This window comes from Nonomuraea sp. NPDC050556, from assembly GCF_044457355.1.
Lineage (GTDB): Bacteria > Actinomycetota > Actinomycetes > Streptosporangiales > Streptosporangiaceae > Nonomuraea.
On sequence record NZ_JBITGU010000001.1, the window covers coordinates 1,958,256 to 1,975,245 of the forward strand.

Below are 16,990 nucleotides of genomic sequence, written 5' to 3' on the forward strand. Positions count from 1 at the left end.
TGGCTCGTTGACGGTGGGGGCCGAAGCGCGGATTCTCCTGAGGCTGGCCGCGGAGATCCGACACCTGTCACGGCCGGCGCCGAGTCCCGGGAGGCACGTGTCATGCCCATGCTCCTGAACGACCGCCTGGGTCGACTGCTGGCCGCTGTGACGATTCCCGTCACGCTCGTCTGTGTCGCCCCGGCCGCGCACGCGGATTCTGCGTCCTTCGTCAGCCAGCACACCACCGTCTCGATCTCCCCAACCTCAGGTGGGGCAGGCGATCCGGTCACCATCACCGTCGCCATCGACAAGCCCGCACCAGCCAGCTCGGTCAACCTGGTCTTCTCCGCCTCAGAAGGCGGCGCGTTCAACGCCGGCACCTGCACTTCCTCAGGCGCGTCCCCCACTACCTGCACGGCCGCCTTCTTCGGCACCGCCGTCGTCGTCTCCTACGCCAGCAACGAACCCCTGCAGCCCGGGCCGACGACGGTGACCATCAACACCACCGTCTCAGCCACCACGGCCACCGGCACCTACCACCTGCAGGCCAGCCCCAACAGCTCGGTCAGCGCGGGCGCTCCCCCGGAATTCGAGACCTACAGCCCCTCCACGCTCGACTTCACCGTCACCCCGCCCGCCGCCGACATCGCGGTCGGCCTGACCGCCGGCGCACCACCCCTGCTGGCCAGCTACATCGACTACACCGCAACCGCCACCGCCCAAGGCCCCGGCGCCGTGTCGACCGGCACCATCGTCACCCAGCTACCGGCACCCACCACCTCGGTGACCAACCTGGCCGCAGGATGCTCCTACAACTCGGCCAACCGGCAGGTCACCTGCGCCACCGGTGCGATCCCCAACGGCTCCGCCGTTCCGAAGACCTTCCGCGCGCATCTCGGCCTTCTCACCATCGGCCTGCCGCTGAACGCGACCGCCACCCGGACCGCCAGCACCCCCAGCGACCCCGATCCCGCCAACGACTCCGCGACAGCCGGCTGCACTGTCCTGACCGGCCTCATCATCGACTGCTGACCACCAGTGAAACCTGGCCCCCTGCCGGGGGCCAGGGCTTCGCCGTGCGTTGCCGAGGGGATTACGCGTACGGGAGCAGGGTCAGGTGCTCGGCTCGGCGATGTCGAACCCGCGGGCGTGCTTGGTGAGTATGTGACCTTGATCGGTGGTTGGTGTGGTTACTCGGCGCTATCTGGTCGCCCGCTGCAGGTCCCTGATCGTGAGATGGGTCAGCTTCGAGAGCCGGTTTCGGTCCCGATCCTTGGCGATATCGCGCGGAACGTGCGTTTGCCAGGGCGGACTGCTTGAGAACAGTCCCTACGTCGAGCTCCCGATTACCCACCGCTGCCACCTCTGGCAACGGCCCGATCGACCCATCGAGATCGCGTCTGTGGGATCTCGATGGGTCGATGGTCGGGGTCAGCAGCTGCTGGTGGTGTCTCCTGCGTCGGCGGTGCAGGTGTCGGTTCCGAGGCCGCCGTTGGCGGTGTCGCCGCCCGCGCCGTCCTGGACGTTGATGGTGTCGTTGCCGACGTTGCCGCTCATGGTGTCGGTGCCTGAGGTGTCGGACAGGGTGTCGTTGCCCTTCTGGCCGTCGAGGTCGTCGTTGCCCGGGCCGCCGTAGATGTGGTCGGCGCCGTTGTCGAACAGGTACAGCAGGCCGCCGAGCAGGGTCTCGCCGTAGTTGGTGTCGTCACCGGCCTGGCCGTACAGGTAGTCGTCGCCGTTGCCACCGCCCAGGCCGTCGTTACCGGTCCCGCCGTACAGGGTGTCGTTGCCGTTGCCGCCGTCGATGGTGTCGTTACCGCCGAGGCCACAGATCACGTCGTTTCCGCTGGTGCCGTTCAGGGTGTCGTTTCCTGCGGTGCCGGTGATGGTGCAGCCGTTGGCGTTGTTGACGGTGGTGTTCTCGGCGTCGCTGTTGTTGGCGGGGGTCGGGTCGGTCCCGGTCGCCGTGGTGGCGGCGGTCGCGGTGATCGTGCCGGTCGCGGTGGGTTCGATCGTGATCGTGATCGTTGCGCTGGCACTGTTGGCCAGGCCGCCGAGGGTGCAGTTGACGGTCGGGGCGCTGATGGTGCACGAGCCTTGGCTGGAGGTCGCGGAGACGATGGTGCGGGCCGCACCGGACAAGGTGGTGGCGGTGGTGACGCCGGTGGCGTTGGCCGGGCCGTTGTTGGTCACGGTCGCGGTGTAGGTGTAGGTGTCGCCGAGCGCTACCGGGTCAGTGGAATCGGCCACGGCCGTGGCCAGATCGGCGCCCGGGGCTACGTAGGTGTACTCGTCGGCGCTGGAGGTGGCGCTGGTCCCCGCCGGGCCGGTGACCTGCACGTGCACCGTTCCGGCGGCGTGCGCGGGTGAGGTGGCGGTGCAGGAGGTGGCCGTGCACGACACCCCGGTGGCGTTGTTGCCCGGTCCGAAGGTGACGGCGGTGACGTCGGCCAGGTCCGTACCGGTGATGCTCACAACGGTGCCGCCGGCTGTGGTCCCGCTGGTGGGGCTGATGGCGGTCACGACGGGTGCGGGCTGGAAGAGCACCGCGATCCCGACCGGTCCGTCACCGGTGGTGAGGGTGGCGGTGACGGTGTTGGTGGCGGTGTCGATCACCGACACGCTGTCGGAGCTCTGGTTGCCCGCATACAGCTTCCCGTCCGGGGCCAGGGCCAGTCCCGAAGGGAAGTCACCGGTGGCCACGGTGGCGGCGACGGTGGCCGTGAGCAGGTCGATCACGATCACGTCGTCGCCGGACTGGCTGGAGACGTAGGCGATCGTGCCTGCGGGGTTGAGGAGCACGACGGTCGCCGAACTCGGGGTGGTGATCGCGGTGGTGACGCTGGCAGTGGCGACGTCGACCACCAGCAGCTTGTTCTGGCCGCTGGTGGAGACGTAGAGCGTCGCGGCGTCCGGGCTGAGTGCCAGGTGGTCGGCGCCGGTCAGACCGGTGATGGTGGAGGTGACGGTGTTGGTGGTGGTGTCGATCACCCACACCTGGTTGTCACCGCAGACGTACACGGTCGCCCCGTCGGGGCTGATGGCCACATCAGAACCGAAGCCCAGGCCGGTGACGGTGGCGGTGACGGTGTTGGTGGCGGTGTCGATCACCGACACGGTGCCGGAGACGGCGTTGGGGACGTAGACGCGGGTGCCGTCCGGGCTGACCACCGCCGAGGACGGGAGCGTTCCGACCGCGATGGTGGCGGTGACGGTGTTGGTGGCGGTGCCGATCACCGACACGTTGCCGCTGGTGAAGTTGGGGACGTACAGGTGGGTGCCGTCGGGGGTGGGCTCGACGTCGAAGGGGTTGGAGCCGACGGGGATGGTGGCGGTGGTGGTGTTGGTAGCGGTGTCGATCACCGACACCGTGCCTGCGAAGGTGTTGGAGACGTAGGCGGTGGTGATCCCGGTCGGCAGCGCGTAGGCGGCCGGAGCGGACAGGGCCACCAGGCCGGTCAGGGCCAGAGCGGCGGTGGCGGTCAGAGCGGTCAGGCGCTGACTCCACCGGGTACGCGGCAGTCCGATGTGCAGGGATAAGTGCACGGGTTCTCCCATGTCGAGACAGAGACGAACAGAGCGCAGCGCGGGATGGCGTCCTCACCCGACAGGGGACGTTCTGACACCCTCGCCCGCGCCAGAACCGGCCCAAAGCCAGGCAGCGAGGCGGGGCCGCCCTATGCGTCGTGGCCGTTGACATGTACCACTTACCGATGCAGACAGGACCGGGTGGGCCTCTGGCCCTTGCGGTCTCTTCGGCTGCCCGCTCCGGCCGGGGTGCTGCCCCACGGCCAGCACTCATCTCGCGGCCCCTGCCGGTGTGCTCGGGCGCAGCAGACCGGCGCTGGCACCCGCCCGTCTCTGATCGCGCCATCCGGCATCCGATCGTCGAGACGACGTGTGGCCCTGAGTTGAACATGCAGCCATCGGGGCGGCAACCCCCTTGGCCGCATCGGGCCACACTGGCCACTGCTGAGCTGTGAGAACGGGCCCGGTAGGCGGTTGCGGATGACCTGTGACCTTGAAGGCACGGCGTCGCGCTTTTAGATCTTGGTTCCGACAGGACTCGGGCTCAGTTCCGAGTTCCTGCTGTCGCGTCAGATGAGATAGGCCGCTTGGCGTTGCGAAGATCACGATTACTGATCCCGAACGTGGACTGGTGAAGCCGGTGGCGATTCGCGAACGGCGTGCCTCAGTCCTCTTCGCCGCGCGATCGAGTCGAGCCCTGAGCCCTTTGCCGGGAACCGGTCGCGTTCCTCGGTCCGGTCTTCCAGCCCTCACCGCTGGTAGGGGGACTGACCTGCTCAACCAGCCGATCCAGGCACTTGGAGAGGAGGGCTACGACAGACCGGTCTGGCGTTGTGTCGTTCGCGCGGCACCTCAGGACCCCGATCTCGGCGATGAGCGGTGGGGGAAGATCGCCCGCCAGGTGATGCACCACACCGGGCTGGCACCTGACAAGCGGGAAGCCCGGGCAGTGCGCTGGCTTGCCGTACGGCATGCAGACAACCACAGGCCAGGACGGCGGGAAGCCGAAGGCGTGGAACGACTACCACCGCGTCCGGGATGCCTGCCTGAGCGGGGAAGAGGAACTCGGCCTGCGGAAGACCACGCCCGGGGATAGCACCGCGGCGCGACGCCCGACGAGGGCCGAGGCGGAAAAGGCCATCAGGCACGGATGGGCGGAACCCGAGCGGGCCGAAGGGATGGACGAAGATGCGCCCGCGCACGTCCTGCCGCGGCCGGAACCGCAGGTCGACGGCCGCCGCCGTGATGAGGGCGGACTCGATCGAGGCCATCGTCAGGACGGCGCTCCGCTGCTCGCGGGGCATCTCATGTCAGCGCATCGGTACTCCCCTCCTTGGTCATCGCGGGCAGCACGGGCTCCAGCCTGAACATCCCGGTCACCAGCTGCCCGCCCTCTCCTTCCGGGGGTGTACGGCCGGCGACGGCGGCGAGCACGTCCCTGGCCGTGATCAGGCCGACGAGCGCGCCGTCCTCGGCCAGGACCGGCACGGAGTCGTGACCGGCGTCGAGCATGGTGGAGCAGACACGCTCCAATGGCTCGTCGGCGTGCACGCGCGGGGTGCGCCTGCGCACGACCAGTTCCTGTACCTGCTGGGACGATTGGGCCTCGGGCCCGCCGTACCAGGCTGCGGTCACGTCCTCGCGGGTGAGCACTCCGAGCAGGCGGGCGCCGCGCACGACCGGCAGGTGGTGCACGTCGGCGCGGCGCATGATCTCCCAGGCCATCAGCACCGACTCCTCCGGCGCGACCGCCACCAGGACGCGGCTCATGACCTTCCTGGCCGTCAGCCTCTCGACAGTCACCGGACCTCCCCCCGCGGCCGGACGACGGCGACGGGGCAGTGCGCGTGGTGCAGCACGCCATGGCCGACCGAGCCCAGCACGGCTGCGGCGAACCCACCCAGACCACGCGAGCCCACCACGGCCAGCTCCGCCGTACGCGAGGCGTTGGCCAGGGCGAACACGGGGTGCTCGGACACGGCCGACGAGATCGGCGCCCGCCAGGCGTAGACCACGTGGAGGCGCGCGCCGCACGCGCGGGCCTGCTCGATCCCGTACGCCATGGCCGGCTCCGAGCCAGGAGAACCGTCGAAACCGACGACGACCACGGGGCCGGACGCGTGGCCTGCGACACCCAGGCTCACGGAACCCGGCACCAGCCCGGTGAACCCGCCGAGCCCCCTGCTGCCGACCACGACGCTGTCGGCGCCCGCCGGCTCCTGGTTCAGCGTCTCGATCATGTTCCCCGCCGGGCGCGCGCTCCCTGGCCCGGTCCGCCGCGTCTGCGGCGAAACGAGCGGCCCGCTGATCGCACACCTGCACCAGCCGCAGGGACATCCCCCTCCGGCGGGCGTCGTCCGCCGCCCATTCCACGGCAGCGTCCGCGGGCGCGGAGCCGTCAACGCCGACGATGATCTGACCTGTCATTCCCGCCTCCTTACTCACCTCCCAGCCTGCGGACGCCACCGGCGGGAGTCAGGTGCCTTTGGACCTCTTGACGGCAGACCTTGGGCCTTCGTCCGCAGGGGGTGGTGCTGTGACCGTGGGCGTTCACGCCTCGAAACTCGGTCAGCCGCCGCTTACGTTCCCGGGTCGTGCGCGGCCCGCCTCGTCGAACTACTGTCCAAGGCAGAGCCACAAGCGAAGGAGCCCTCCCATGACGACCACCAAGGAAGAGATCCGGGTACGCGGCGCCGAGCTCGCCGACCGCATCAAGGAGATCATCCAGGAGGGCAACGTCCGCCGGGTCATCGTCAAAGACGCCAAGGGGCATACCGTGATGGAGATCCCGGTCACGGTGGGTGTGGTCGCCTTCATCGCGGCGCCCGTCGTGACGGCGGTGGCCGCTGCCGCGGCGCTCGCGTCCGAGTGGTCCATCCAGGTCGAACGGGACAAGGAGCCTCTGGCCCCGTGAAGCGCATCGGCGCTGCCCGGCGTAGCGGAGCGCCAGGAGGGCCTCCTCGCGCGCTGGTCAGTCCGTCCTAGGGGCGAAGAGCCGCTCATCACCCGAGAAGAAAGCTGGTCGCCGGGGAGCGGCGACCCGTGCTGAGCCATTCGCGAAGCCCGTCCGCCACCGCTCATAAACGACCAGTGCGTCCGTGGTCAAGAGAGCTGGGCCCCCATGAAGGGTTGAGCCGTTCGGCGTCGCGTCGCAGGACTTTCGGCCCTGAGGAAGGGCGACACCCCGACCGTAGCCTTCCTACATATAGATCATCTACCTGTAGGAGCTCGAGATGGCCCGGTCCGGCACCACCCACTGGCGCAACCTCCTCGTCGGCCTGCACGTGGTCACCTCCGTGGGCTGGATGGCCCTCGCCCTGGCCCTGACCGTCCTGTTGAGCTACGGCATGCGCACCGGAGACACCCACGCCTACGTCATGGCCAACGTGATCGACGACGAGGCGCTCCTGCACCTGGCCAACGCCTCCGTCTTCACCGGCGTCATGCTCGCGGGCATGACGCGATGGGGCTACGCCCGGCACTGGTGGGTCCTGGTCAAGCTGGTCGTCACGCTGTCCCAGCTCTACGTCGGGATCTTCCTGCTCAACCCCAAACTGCAGGGCCTCGCCACAGGAGCGGAACCCTCCACCGCCCTCATGGTCGCCACCGCCCTCATGGCCTCGGCGCTGGCCGCCCAGACCTGGCTGTCCGTGGCCAAGCCCTGGAAGCGAACCCCCTGGACGACGACCACCGCCAAGCCCGAGGTCCCAGGCTGGATGCTCGCCACCGCGATCGCCGTACCGGTCGCCGACTACGTGCTGGCCACCTTCGTCTTCGGCCACCCCGCACCGATCTTCACCGTCCTGGGCATCCTCGGCTACCCGCTCTGGCGCACCCTCCACCGCACCACCCGGCACCCCGCCGCCGTCGGCGCTTCCTGACGTACGGCCGGGCTCCGGATCGAACGCCGAGGGGAACGGCCCTGACCCGTACACCCGCGTTCACGAACCTGGACTTCCACGATCTTTCGAAGGAGAGCCACCATGGATGCCCGCTCCCACACCACCCGGCGCTTCGGAATGCACGCGGCCGTGGCGCCCCAGCCGAACGGCGCAGCCGCCCTGTCGGTCAGCGGCGAGCTGGACATCACGGCCGTGACCCGCCTGCGCGACCTGGTGTTCGCGACGCTGATCCGGTACGGCCCGCGCCTGACGCTCGACCTGTCCGGCGTGACCTTCTGCGACGCGTCCGGCCTCCGCGCCCTGGACGACTGCGTGGCCGAGGCGAAGTCGTCAGGCGGCGCCCTGAGCCTTCCGGCGCCGGAGGCGTACGTGGGAGTCGAGCGGGAACCTTCCGCGCATGAAGCAGCGCAGGGATGGTCACCGGCCCAGAGTTTCCCGATGGGAGCACATGACAGTCGGTCCTGCTTTGTCCTCATATCTAGGCGTCCGACGAAAATATGAGGTTGTCGTCCTCTATCTGATTAATTGTCCTTGCAGGAAAGTTAACGATTGCATCAGAGTCCGCTTCCCCTCCTCTGGGCATGCAGTACATTGCGAACGCCTTCACGATGAGGCACGGCTGATTTCCCTCGGTTCTGAGGATTTCCGGAGGGCCTGGGGATTGAGGTGACCGACCACACCGTGGGCGAGGCTGGTTCCAGCTCCGCCTGGAAGAAGGATTTCCGGCTCCTGTGGAGCGGATCGGCGCTCTCGCAGTTCGGCACCAGCAACGCCATGCTCAGCGCCTCCCTCCTGGCGCTGTCGCTGACCCAGTCCCCGGTCGTCGCCGGTTGGGTGGCGGCCGCGGGCACGCTCCCCCGGATCCTCCTCTACCTGCCCGTCGGCGTGATCGTCGACCGTGTCGACCGCCGCAAGGTGATGATCACGAGCGTGGCGGGCCAGGCCGCGCTCGCCATACTGATGGTCACCGGGGTGCTCTTCTCCGGCGGCTCGACCATCCTGCTGGTCCTCACCGCCGCAGCACAGGGTGTGTGCGTCGTGTTCTACAACACGGCCGAGACGACCGTCGTCCCGAGGCTCGTCCCGCGCGACAGCCTGCCGCACGCCATGTCCAGGAACGAGGCGCGCAATCATGGCGCGGCGCTGCTCGGGCGCCCTTTCGGCGGGCTCCTGTTCGGCCTGCATCACGGACTGCCGTTCCTCATAGACGCGGTTTCCTCGACCCTTTCCGCGATCCTCCTGCTCAGAATCCGCAAGGACGCTTTCAAACCACCCGCCAGGAAACACGCCCTGCGCATGCGGACCATGGTGCGCCAGCTCCGCGTCGGGATCGCCTTTCTGCGTCGCGACGTCTTTCTGGTGTGCGTCCTGTTCGTCTGCGCGCTGGCCAATTTCTTCTTCCAGACCATCGGACTCGTCCTCGTGCTGCTGACCCACGAGAAAGGGCTGCCGACCTGGGTGACGGGATGCCTGCTCGCGGCCACGGGGCTCGGCGGCGTGCTCGGTTCCCTGACGACCTCGCGCCTCAGGAACATGAACCCGAACCGGGTGATCGTCCGCTGCGTGTGGTCCTGGCTGGCCCTGTGCGTGATCCTCGCCGCCGGTGACCAGACCTCCCTGGCGCACGTCGCCGTCGTGCTCCCCCTGGCCTGGGGCGGGATCGGATTCGTCGGCGCGTACATCAACGTCGCGCTCGCCCTCTACCAGGCGGTGCGCGTGCCGCAGAACATGCTCGGCCGCGTCGTCAGCGTCAGCCGCTTCGTCTCCGGCGGAGCCGTACCCCTGGGGGCTCTCGCCTCCGGTTACGTCGTCGCCGAGCTCGGCGCGAAATTCGCCGTCATTGGCGTGGCGCTCGTCATCGGGGTTCTCACCCTGATCATCTCGTCCACGATCGCCTTGGAGAGGCTTCCGCTAATCGACTTCGGTGGGCAGCCCGACCGTTCCGACAGCCGGGAATATCTCGTCGCTCAGCTCCCGCAGTCCCCGCTCGAGGCGCTCCTGTACCGCTTCTGGCTTTTCCCGCGCGCTCGCCAGCACTCCGCGATCGGCGGCCCACGTCACCGAATTGCTCAGGGCCTCCAATCGCTCGTGACACGTGCGCGGACACCATGGGCGCAGCCGTTCCAGCGCGCTTTTCGCCTCCCCCAGGTCTACGAACACCTGGCTGATCTGGCTCGAAAGTCCCGCGCCGTCGAGGCGGGCCGCACCTTCCTGACTCACCTTGAGGACGAAGCGCACCGTCAGGCTGAGCTTCACCACGGCCGACGCCGCGCTCTCGTACGCAAGTCGAAGCTCTCGCTCGCGGGCGTCCTTTCTCTCTTCCGCACGCTGTTCCGCCGCCGCCAGCCGGCTGTGCCTGGCCCTGAGCCGTTCGGTGACGACGCTCCAAGCCGCGCCGGACAGCGCGGCGAGGACGGCGCACCCCCCGCTGATGAGTGCCACCAGGGCGGTGGCGTCGATCAGGACTCCCCGGAAAGGTGCTTGGCGGCCTCGACCTGATGAGGGTGCAGCGGCGGGTTCTGGGCAGAGATCGCGCGTACGGCGAGCCTGGCCGCGTCGGCGACGTCTCCGGTGATCTCGAGCACGCGGGCGGCGCGCAACAGAACCGGGCCGCTGTCCGCGGCGTCGAGCACCACGCCGTCGACCTCGGTGCAGGCTTCCGTCATGCGCGACAGTGTGGCCAGCGCCAGTGCGCGGGCCACGCGCGCGGACGGCTGCGGCCAGCGGCTGCGCGCCTGGCCGATGTCGCGCAGCGCCGACTCCGCGAAGCCGAGATCGGCGAGGATCTCGCCTCGCGTGCGCCGGGCCTCCGGCACGTCGCTCTCCCGTGCCAGGACGTCGTTGAGCACGGAGAGGGCGAGGTGCGGCTCCCCCACGTCCCACAGCGCCTGGCCGAGACCGGTTTGCAGGGTGAGGTCGTGCGGGCTGCGCGCCACGGCGGCGCGCAGCCTGTCGATCGCTTCGTTCTGGTTGCCCTGCTCGAGCGCGACCCGGCCCGCCGCGGCCAGCAGCCAGCCGACCGCTGTGCTGTCGCGTACGGCCTCGAACATCTCGGCGGCGCGACCGTAGTGCTCGGCGGCCTCGGCGAGGCGGCGCTGCTCGTAGGCGATGTTGCCCAGCAGCGACTCGATGGCGGCGCGACTGCGCAGGTCGTTCGGCGGGCTCACGTCGGCCGCCTGTAGCGCCAATCTGCCCGCCCGGTCCAGCTCACCGGCGAAGTCCGCCTGTAAGGCGCCTTGCAGGAGTGCTGACGCGTCGGCCGGGGTTTGCCGCCACGTCGCGGGGTCGATCCGGCGGATCGGACCGGCCAGCCGTGGCACGCGGAGCACGTGCCTGCGCAGCCCGTACTGCCGGTCGGCCTTGATCAGGTGACGGTCCTCCAGTGCCTGCACCGTGGCGGCGGTGGCCCGAGCCGCGGAGGACAGCTCGGGTGAGCGCTCGGCCAGGACCGCGTGCCGCAGCCATGCGTGGATCTGGCCGGGCGGCAGCTCGTACTCGGCGGCGACCGAGGCCAGGATGCCCGCGCAGTAGTGAACGAGCGCGCGTTCGACGCCGGTCTCCATCGGCGCGCCGACGAACCGCTCACGATCCGGCGGCTCCCCCCACAACCGCGCGCCGACCACCTGCATGAGCTCCGGATCGACGGCAGGTGCGGGCGTGCCCGGCAGCCCGGAACGGTCCCTGGGCGTACGGATCTCGTCCAGCATCCCCTTGACCTCGGCGGGCGCCGGGCGGAACCCCGTCGCCTCGATCGACAGCCGAACGACCTCGGCGGCCTCCTCCGGCGTGAAGGGGCTGAGCGTGAGCTCCTCGTACTGCAGGTCCCCGAAGCTCTTCACGACGCGGAGCAGTTCGTCGAGGCAGTCAGTGCGTACCGACAGCAGCAGCCGCAGGCGGGGCCGTTTGGCAGCGGCCGCGAACAGCTCGTCGAGGAAGAAGCATCTGTCGTGCTCGTGCGAGCCCGCCTGCCGCAGGAACGCCTCCGCATGGTCGATCGCCGCCAGCGTCGGCGCCGGTCGCCCCTGGCGGTCCGGGCCCTCCTGACGGCGCAGGAAGTCGTCGATGGAGAGCCCAGCTGCCCGGGTGGCGGAGTCGTCCTCCTGCCAGGAGGAGAGCAGTGCCAGCGCGTACGGATTACGTTCCGGCAGGGCGGCGACCGGCCAGACCCTGGTGGGAGTGGTGTGGCCGATCGGCAGCACGCGCGCATTTCCCCGCTTCAACCTGGGCACGACCCCGGCGCGCAGGAGAGAGGTCTTCCCGGCGCCCGCGTGGGAATGCAGGATCGTCAGCCTGCTCTGCCGCCACATCTGCGTGAGGTTTCGGATCTCGTCATCCCGTCCGAAAAACACCATTTCATCGCGGGCTTCAAAAGGCCGGCCTCCCACAAAGGGCCCGCGTCGGGGTGCCGCCGAGAATGCTGCCATGCGCCGGACCTCGCTCTATCGATCAACGGCGCGGCGGCCCGGGCGCCCGGCTGGGACCGAAATACAGCATGCCCGCCGCGTCACGTCCCTCAACGGGATTCCGCAATGATACGACATCTCTTGTTCCGCATGGCCCCCGATTTTTGGGTCGCCGAAATAGATGGATGGTGCTCGTTGTCTATGCGGTGCTGTTGTCGAACCGCGCGAAAACGGCCTCCTCTTCGCGCTCGGGCCCCAGCAGCTCGCGCAGCGCGTGCGCGACGGCGTTGTCGCCGAGTCGCTCCAGGTCAACGGATGAGAGTGGGGACAGATCGACAAGGTCCTGCCGATGGCGGGCAACGTGCGTTCGCATGTGCGCTCCCCTCGTGAGCTCCCGGACTCGACGGCCCCGGTAAACCGTTCACTAGCCATGTATCACATTCATCTGCGGCGGCCTACCCTTACTGATCACGCCCGTCTTTTTCTTCGCCACTAAATACAAAGGGCCGACTGACCGGAATTGAAGGCCTATCCGCGGGGCCGTACGACGACTATCGTCTTTTTTCTTACCCCTGCCAAACCATGGCTGCACCTACGGATTACCGCCGACGGGAGATGGAGCGCGTGATGGAGTCAGAGCGGCCCCCCATGCGGCGATCGACGGGCAGCTTTCCCGAGGTGTGGAAGGTTCCACCGCGGAACAAGAACTTCACCGGGCGCGAGAAACTCATCGAGAGCCTGCGCGGCGGCATTGTGCGGTCGGTGACCGCCGTGGTGCCGCACGCCCTGCACGGGCTCGGCGGCGTGGGCAAAACACAGGTGGCCATCGAATACGCCTACCGTTTCCGCGACGACTACGACGTCGTCTGGTGGATCCCGGCCGACCAGCCCGGCCTGGTCCGGTCGACGCTGGCGCAGCTCGCGCCGAAGCTCGGGCTGCCCGACCCGACCACCACGGGCATCGAGGACGCCGCCAACTCCGTGCTCGACGCGCTACGCCAGGGGGAACCGTACTCTCGCTGGCTGTTGATCTTCGACAACGCCGACGAGCCGGAGGACCTCGCCGACATCCTGCCAGAGGGGGCGGGAAGCGTCCTCATCACCTCGCGCAACCACCGCTGGGCCAGCGTCGTCGACACCGTGGCCGTCGATGTCTTCCCGCGCAGCGAGAGCGTGGAGTTCTTCGAGAAGCGGACACGCCGGGCGATCAGCCCGGAAGACGCCGACCGGCTGGCCGAGGCGCTCGGCGACCTCCCCCTGGCGCTGGAACAGGCGGCCGCCCTGCAGTCCGAGACCGGCATGTCGGCCGAGGAATACCTGCACCTGCTGAGCGAACGCACCGCCCAGCTGCTGAGCGAGGGGAAGCCGAGCGAGTACCCGCTTCCCATGACGGCCGCGTGGGGCCTGTCGGTGAGCGAGCTCAAGGACAACCTCGCCGAGGCCATGGAACTGCTGCGCTGCTGCGCCTTCTTCGGCCCCGAGCCCATCCCGCGCAGCGTCTTCGCTCCGGTCGAGGGGCCGGTGCGCCCGGTCATGGCCGAACTGCTGGCCGACCCCATCCGGGTGAGCACCGTCATCCGCCGCCTGGGCAAGTACGCGCTCGTCCGCATCGAGTCCGAGGCGGGCAAGCCGACCACCCTCCAGGTCCACCGGCTGATCCAGGCGCTGCTGCGCGAGGAGCTGGACGCGGCGACGCAGGAGGAGATCCGGTCCGAGGTTCACTCCCTGCTGGTCGGCGCTTCGCCGCACGAGCCGACGGACCCGGCCACCTGGCCTCGCTACGCCGCCCTGCTCGCGCACATCGGGCCGTCGGAGGTGGCCCAGAGCCGCCGTGACGACGTGCGCGACTTCGCGCACGAGGTGCTGATCTACCTCAACGCGTCGGGCAACTACGAGGCGTTGCGCATCCACCTGGACGTCTTCCTGAGGATCTGGTCCGAGCGCTTCGGCGAGTCCGACTTGCGCGTGCTGAGGGCCCGGCGGGTGCAGGGCGACCTGCTGCGCGGCATGGGCCAGTACAACGAGGCGTACGAGCTGAACACGGCGACCCTCGAAACCCTGCGCGAGACCGTGGGCGTGGAGCACCCGGACAGCCTGGTCCTGCGCAACGGCATCGGCGCCGACCTCCGCGCCAGGGGACTCTTCCGGGAGGCGCGCGAGCACGACACCGAGTCCGTGCGCCTGCACCGGCAGGTGCTCGGCACCGACGACGTGATCACGCTGCGCGCGGTCAACAGTCTGGCGCTCGACTGCGGCCTCACCAGCGACTACCAGGGCGCTCGCGCCCTGCTCGAAGAGGCGCTCCGGATCGGGCAGTCGAAGGCGAGCCCGACCACGGTGCTCAACCTGTGGACCGGCCTGGGCCGGGCGATCCGGCTGTGCGGCTTCTTCGGCGAGGCCTGCGACATCGGCGAGGAAGCCCTGGCGTACGGCCGCGAGTACCTGCCCGTCGACCATCCCAGAAGCCTGCTCGCGCAGAAGGACCTCGCCATCGCCCTGCACCGCTACGGCGAGACCCAGGATTCCCTCGACCTGGCCGAGGACACGCACGCGCGGTATGTGCGGCTGCACGGCCTCGACCACCCTGACACGCTGGCGGCCGCCGTGTGCCTGTCCAACGCGATGCGCGTCAACGACCGGCTGGAGGAGTCGTTCGAGCTGGCCCGCGACACCCTGCGGCGCTACTCGCACGTGTACGGTCCCGACCACCCGTACAGCTACGGCTGCGCGAGCAACGTGGCGCTCATGCACCGGGTCACGGGCGATCCCCAGATGGCTCGCGACATGAACGAGCAGGCGTACGAAGGTCTCGAACGGCGTCTTGGCCCCGACCACCACTACACCCTCACCGTCGCCGTGAACCTGGCGAGCGACCTGGCCGCGCTCGGCGACCTCAAGGCCGCCTGCACGATCGGACAGGAGTCGCTCAGCCACCTGCGCAGGTTGCTCGGGCAGATGCACCCCACGGCCCTGGCTGCGGCCGCGAACCTCGCGGCGGACCTGAAGGCGGTGGGGCAGGCGGAGGAGGCGCGTGCGCTCTTCGACGACACGATCGACCGCTACCGGGCGACGCTGGGGCTCGACCACAACGACGCCAAGGTGGCAGCGGAAGGGCGCCACCTCGACTGCGACTTCGACCCGCCGCCCGTCTGAGCCGGTCACTTCGTCAGCAGTTCCACGTCCTCGAGGACCACCTGCCGGATGTGGGTGATGAGCCGGTACAGGTCACGGCAGTAGACCGACGGGTTACGGAATCCGCTGCCTGTGCTGTAGCGGTGCGGGTACAGGCCGCCTCCGCACACGCTGGCGATCTCGCAGGAGATGCACCCGACGGCCAGGGCCCTCGTCCCGATCTGCCGGGCGGCGATCGACGGCAGCATCAGCGCGCCGTCGAACGAGTCGCGGAACACGTGCAGCAGCGTCCCGGCCGCGCCCTCGAAGGCGGACTTGAGCGTGTCGACCTGCTCGACGGCGCCGTTCGTCTCGATGACCACGACGGCGACCGGGGACAGGCCGATCGACTCGCTGCGCGACGGCCGGCCGCAGAGCGTACGGATGATCTCGCTGAACAGGCGGATCTGCGTCTCCCGGCGCGGCGCCGAGTACCACCGGTCGAAGACGGCCACCAGGTAGTCACCGTACAACGCTCCCCAGCGCGACCAGCCGGGTGGCGGCGTGTCCCAGTTGCCGTGCGGCAGCAGGAAGTCGAGCATCGGCGGCTCGAACTCCAGCAGCGCCTCGTAGGTGGTGACCGGGTCGTTGGCCAGGTCGAGCGTGCACAGCAGGCCGCTGAACAGGTGGCGGTATTCAGGGGCTCGCAGGAGCTCCAGCCCCTTGCGCACCTCCGCGTAGGTGCCGTGGCCGGAGGCGCGACGGCGGTGGCGATCATGGCCTTCCGCGTCGCCGTCCAGGCTGACGCCGACGTAGACCTCCAGCTCGGCGAACAGCTCCAGGAACGGGCCGTCGAGCAGGACCCCGTTCGTCTGGACCCTGATCACCAGATCGACGTCGCCGAGGGCGGAGCGCAGGGCGGTGACGGCGTAGCGGGTGTGTTCGAGCCCGGCGAGCAAGGGCTCCCCACCGTGCAGGATGACCTCGACGCTCTTCAGCCCGTGGGTGGCGGCGTGCTCGGCTATGCGCGCGGCCACCCGGTCGATGGTCGGCTTGGCCATGCGGCGCGGCTGGCGGCGCCAACCCTGGTCGGCCATCTCGTACATGTAGCAGTAGTCGCAGGCCAGGTTGCAGCGGCTGTGGAGCTTGAGGATGAACTGCCTGAATGGGGTGGGGCGCCAGCCTGACTCCAGAAGCCTCTGGACATCGAGTCGCGCGGGCCACCCGCCGTCTGCGCCCACGCTGATCAGCTCCCGCGGATGAGATTCGAGCGCGGTGGAATCATCCGCGCCGGAAATGCCCGTTATGAGAGATCGTCAAACCCCGCCCAGGTGATCGCCCTCGCGCCCGGCGCCTGGGCGAGGGCCCCGTCGGCGGCAGTGCGTCAAGGATCCCGCCCTGGCGGGGTTTGCCCGGCCAGCCGCCCTTGCAGGAGGCGGTAGTGGATGTGGTGGTTGACGGCGAACCTTGCGGCAACCTCACGCGCGCCGGGTTCTCCACCTCCGCCTGGAGCACCACCACGGGGAGGATTGTCGCTCAGGACATCCGCCGCCGCTCGCCGAGGTGGGTGGCGTCGGCTCGGACCGGACTGCCGTCCGGCCGCACATAGGTGAGCTTCGCCAGCGGTTCCCCGGTCGTCCTGTCGATCAGCGGTACGTACTCCTCGCCAGGTTCGAAGGCGTGGGCCTCCCCCCACTGGCGAAGGGTGACGATCAGATCGAACAGCTCCCTGCCCGCGTCGGTGAGCACGTATTCGTGGTAACTGCTGCCGTCCGAGGCCGGTTCAATGCGCAGTACGCCGGCGCCGACGAGCGTGCGCAACCGGGAGCTCAGGATGTTCTTGGCCACGCCGAGGTTCCGCTGGAACTGCCCGAACCGCCGCGCTCCGTCGAACGCGTCCCGGATGATCAGCAGTGACCACTTGTCGCCCAGGACGTCGACCGTCCGGGCCACCGGGCATCCGGTGGTCGTCGCTTCCATGTGCTCGCCTTCCCCCAGCCCACAACTGGTTGCAAATAAAAACCGCCCGACCTATGCTCGCGATGGTTTCAATTTACTACCACT

13 protein-coding genes and 1 pseudogene are annotated in these 16,990 nt (G+C 69.1%); 6 read left to right on the forward strand and 8 right to left on the reverse strand.

Annotation, left to right across the window (positions count from 1 at the left end; translation table 11 throughout):
* Nucleotides 1–102: 102 nt before the first annotated feature.
* Nucleotides 103–1,014, forward strand: coding sequence for a hypothetical protein (locus tag ACIBG8_RS09865; protein ID WP_397342245.1), 912 nt, complete (start codon nucleotides 103–105; stop codon nucleotides 1,012–1,014).
* Nucleotides 1,015–1,413: 399 nt separating this feature from the next.
* On the opposite strand, the gene ACIBG8_RS09870 is transcribed toward ACIBG8_RS09865, so the two are convergent.
* The 4 genes and pseudogenes from ACIBG8_RS09870 to ACIBG8_RS09885 all read right to left on the reverse strand — a co-directional run.
* Nucleotides 1,414–3,528, reverse strand: coding sequence for an IPT/TIG domain-containing protein (locus ACIBG8_RS09870; protein ID WP_397342246.1), 2,115 nt, complete (start codon nucleotides 3,526–3,528; stop codon nucleotides 1,414–1,416).
* A 1,287-nt stretch (nucleotides 3,529–4,815) separates the two neighbouring features.
* Nucleotides 4,816–5,313, reverse strand: a complete 498-nt coding sequence (locus ACIBG8_RS09875) for an HPP family protein (RefSeq protein WP_397343919.1) — start codon at nucleotides 5,311–5,313, stop codon at nucleotides 4,816–4,818.
* Complete coding sequence (locus ACIBG8_RS09880) at nucleotides 5,310–5,750, reverse strand: universal stress protein (protein WP_397342247.1); 441 nt, start codon at nucleotides 5,748–5,750, stop codon at nucleotides 5,310–5,312. The genes ACIBG8_RS09875 and ACIBG8_RS09880 overlap by 4 nt, the downstream gene beginning before the upstream one ends.
* A gap of 43 nt (nucleotides 5,751–5,793) precedes the next feature.
* Nucleotides 5,794–5,937 (reverse strand): annotated as a pseudogene (locus ACIBG8_RS09885) (universal stress protein); the annotation flags it as partial.
* A gap of 229 nt (nucleotides 5,938–6,166) precedes the next feature.
* Here ACIBG8_RS09885 and ACIBG8_RS09890 point away from each other — a divergent pair.
* From ACIBG8_RS09890 to ACIBG8_RS09905, 4 genes are all read left to right on the forward strand, one after another.
* Entirely contained in the window at nucleotides 6,167–6,424 is a 258-nt protein-coding gene (locus ACIBG8_RS09890) for a DUF4342 domain-containing protein (protein WP_397342248.1), read from the forward strand.
* A 319-nt stretch (nucleotides 6,425–6,743) separates the two neighbouring features.
* Nucleotides 6,744–7,391: a hypothetical protein gene (locus ACIBG8_RS09895; RefSeq protein ID WP_397342249.1), complete on the forward strand. Its 648-nt coding sequence runs from the start codon at nucleotides 6,744–6,746 to the stop codon at nucleotides 7,389–7,391.
* Nucleotides 7,392–7,493: 102 nt separating this feature from the next.
* Complete coding sequence (locus tag ACIBG8_RS09900) at nucleotides 7,494–7,913, forward strand: STAS domain-containing protein (RefSeq protein ID WP_397342250.1); 420 nt, start codon at nucleotides 7,494–7,496, stop codon at nucleotides 7,911–7,913.
* Between the two features lie 165 nt (nucleotides 7,914–8,078).
* Entirely contained in the window at nucleotides 8,079–9,911 is a 1,833-nt protein-coding gene (locus ACIBG8_RS09905; RefSeq protein WP_397342252.1) for an MFS transporter, read from the forward strand.
* Here ACIBG8_RS09905 and ACIBG8_RS09910 read toward each other — a convergent pair.
* The gene (locus ACIBG8_RS09910) at nucleotides 9,872–11,836 is read right to left on the reverse strand and encodes a tetratricopeptide repeat protein (RefSeq protein ID WP_397342253.1); all 1,965 of its coding nucleotides are present in this window, start codon (nucleotides 11,834–11,836) and stop codon (nucleotides 9,872–9,874) included. The genes ACIBG8_RS09905 and ACIBG8_RS09910 overlap by 40 nt on opposite strands.
* 178 nt (nucleotides 11,837–12,014) lie before the next feature.
* Entirely contained in the window at nucleotides 12,015–12,188 is a 174-nt protein-coding gene (locus ACIBG8_RS09915) for a hypothetical protein (RefSeq protein WP_397342254.1), read from the reverse strand.
* Nucleotides 12,189–12,463: 275 nt separating this feature from the next.
* On the opposite strand from ACIBG8_RS09915, the gene fxsT reads away from it, so the two are divergent.
* Nucleotides 12,464–14,968, forward strand: a complete 2,505-nt coding sequence (fxsT, locus tag ACIBG8_RS09920) for an FxSxx-COOH system tetratricopeptide repeat protein (RefSeq protein WP_397342255.1) — start codon at nucleotides 12,464–12,466, stop codon at nucleotides 14,966–14,968.
* Between the two features lie 5 nt (nucleotides 14,969–14,973).
* Here the strand turns inward: fxsT and ACIBG8_RS09925 are convergent, their stop codons facing one another.
* Together ACIBG8_RS09925 and ACIBG8_RS09930 are read right to left on the reverse strand one after the other, a co-directional pair.
* Nucleotides 14,974–16,167, reverse strand: a complete 1,194-nt coding sequence (locus tag ACIBG8_RS09925) for an FxsB family cyclophane-forming radical SAM/SPASM peptide maturase (protein ID WP_397342256.1) — start codon at nucleotides 16,165–16,167, stop codon at nucleotides 14,974–14,976.
* Between the two features lie 295 nt (nucleotides 16,168–16,462).
* Nucleotides 16,463–16,906 (reverse strand): winged helix-turn-helix transcriptional regulator, encoded by a 444-nt coding sequence (locus tag ACIBG8_RS09930; RefSeq protein ID WP_397342257.1) that lies wholly within the window; start codon nucleotides 16,904–16,906, stop codon nucleotides 16,463–16,465.
* Nucleotides 16,907–16,990 lie beyond the last annotated feature (84 nt).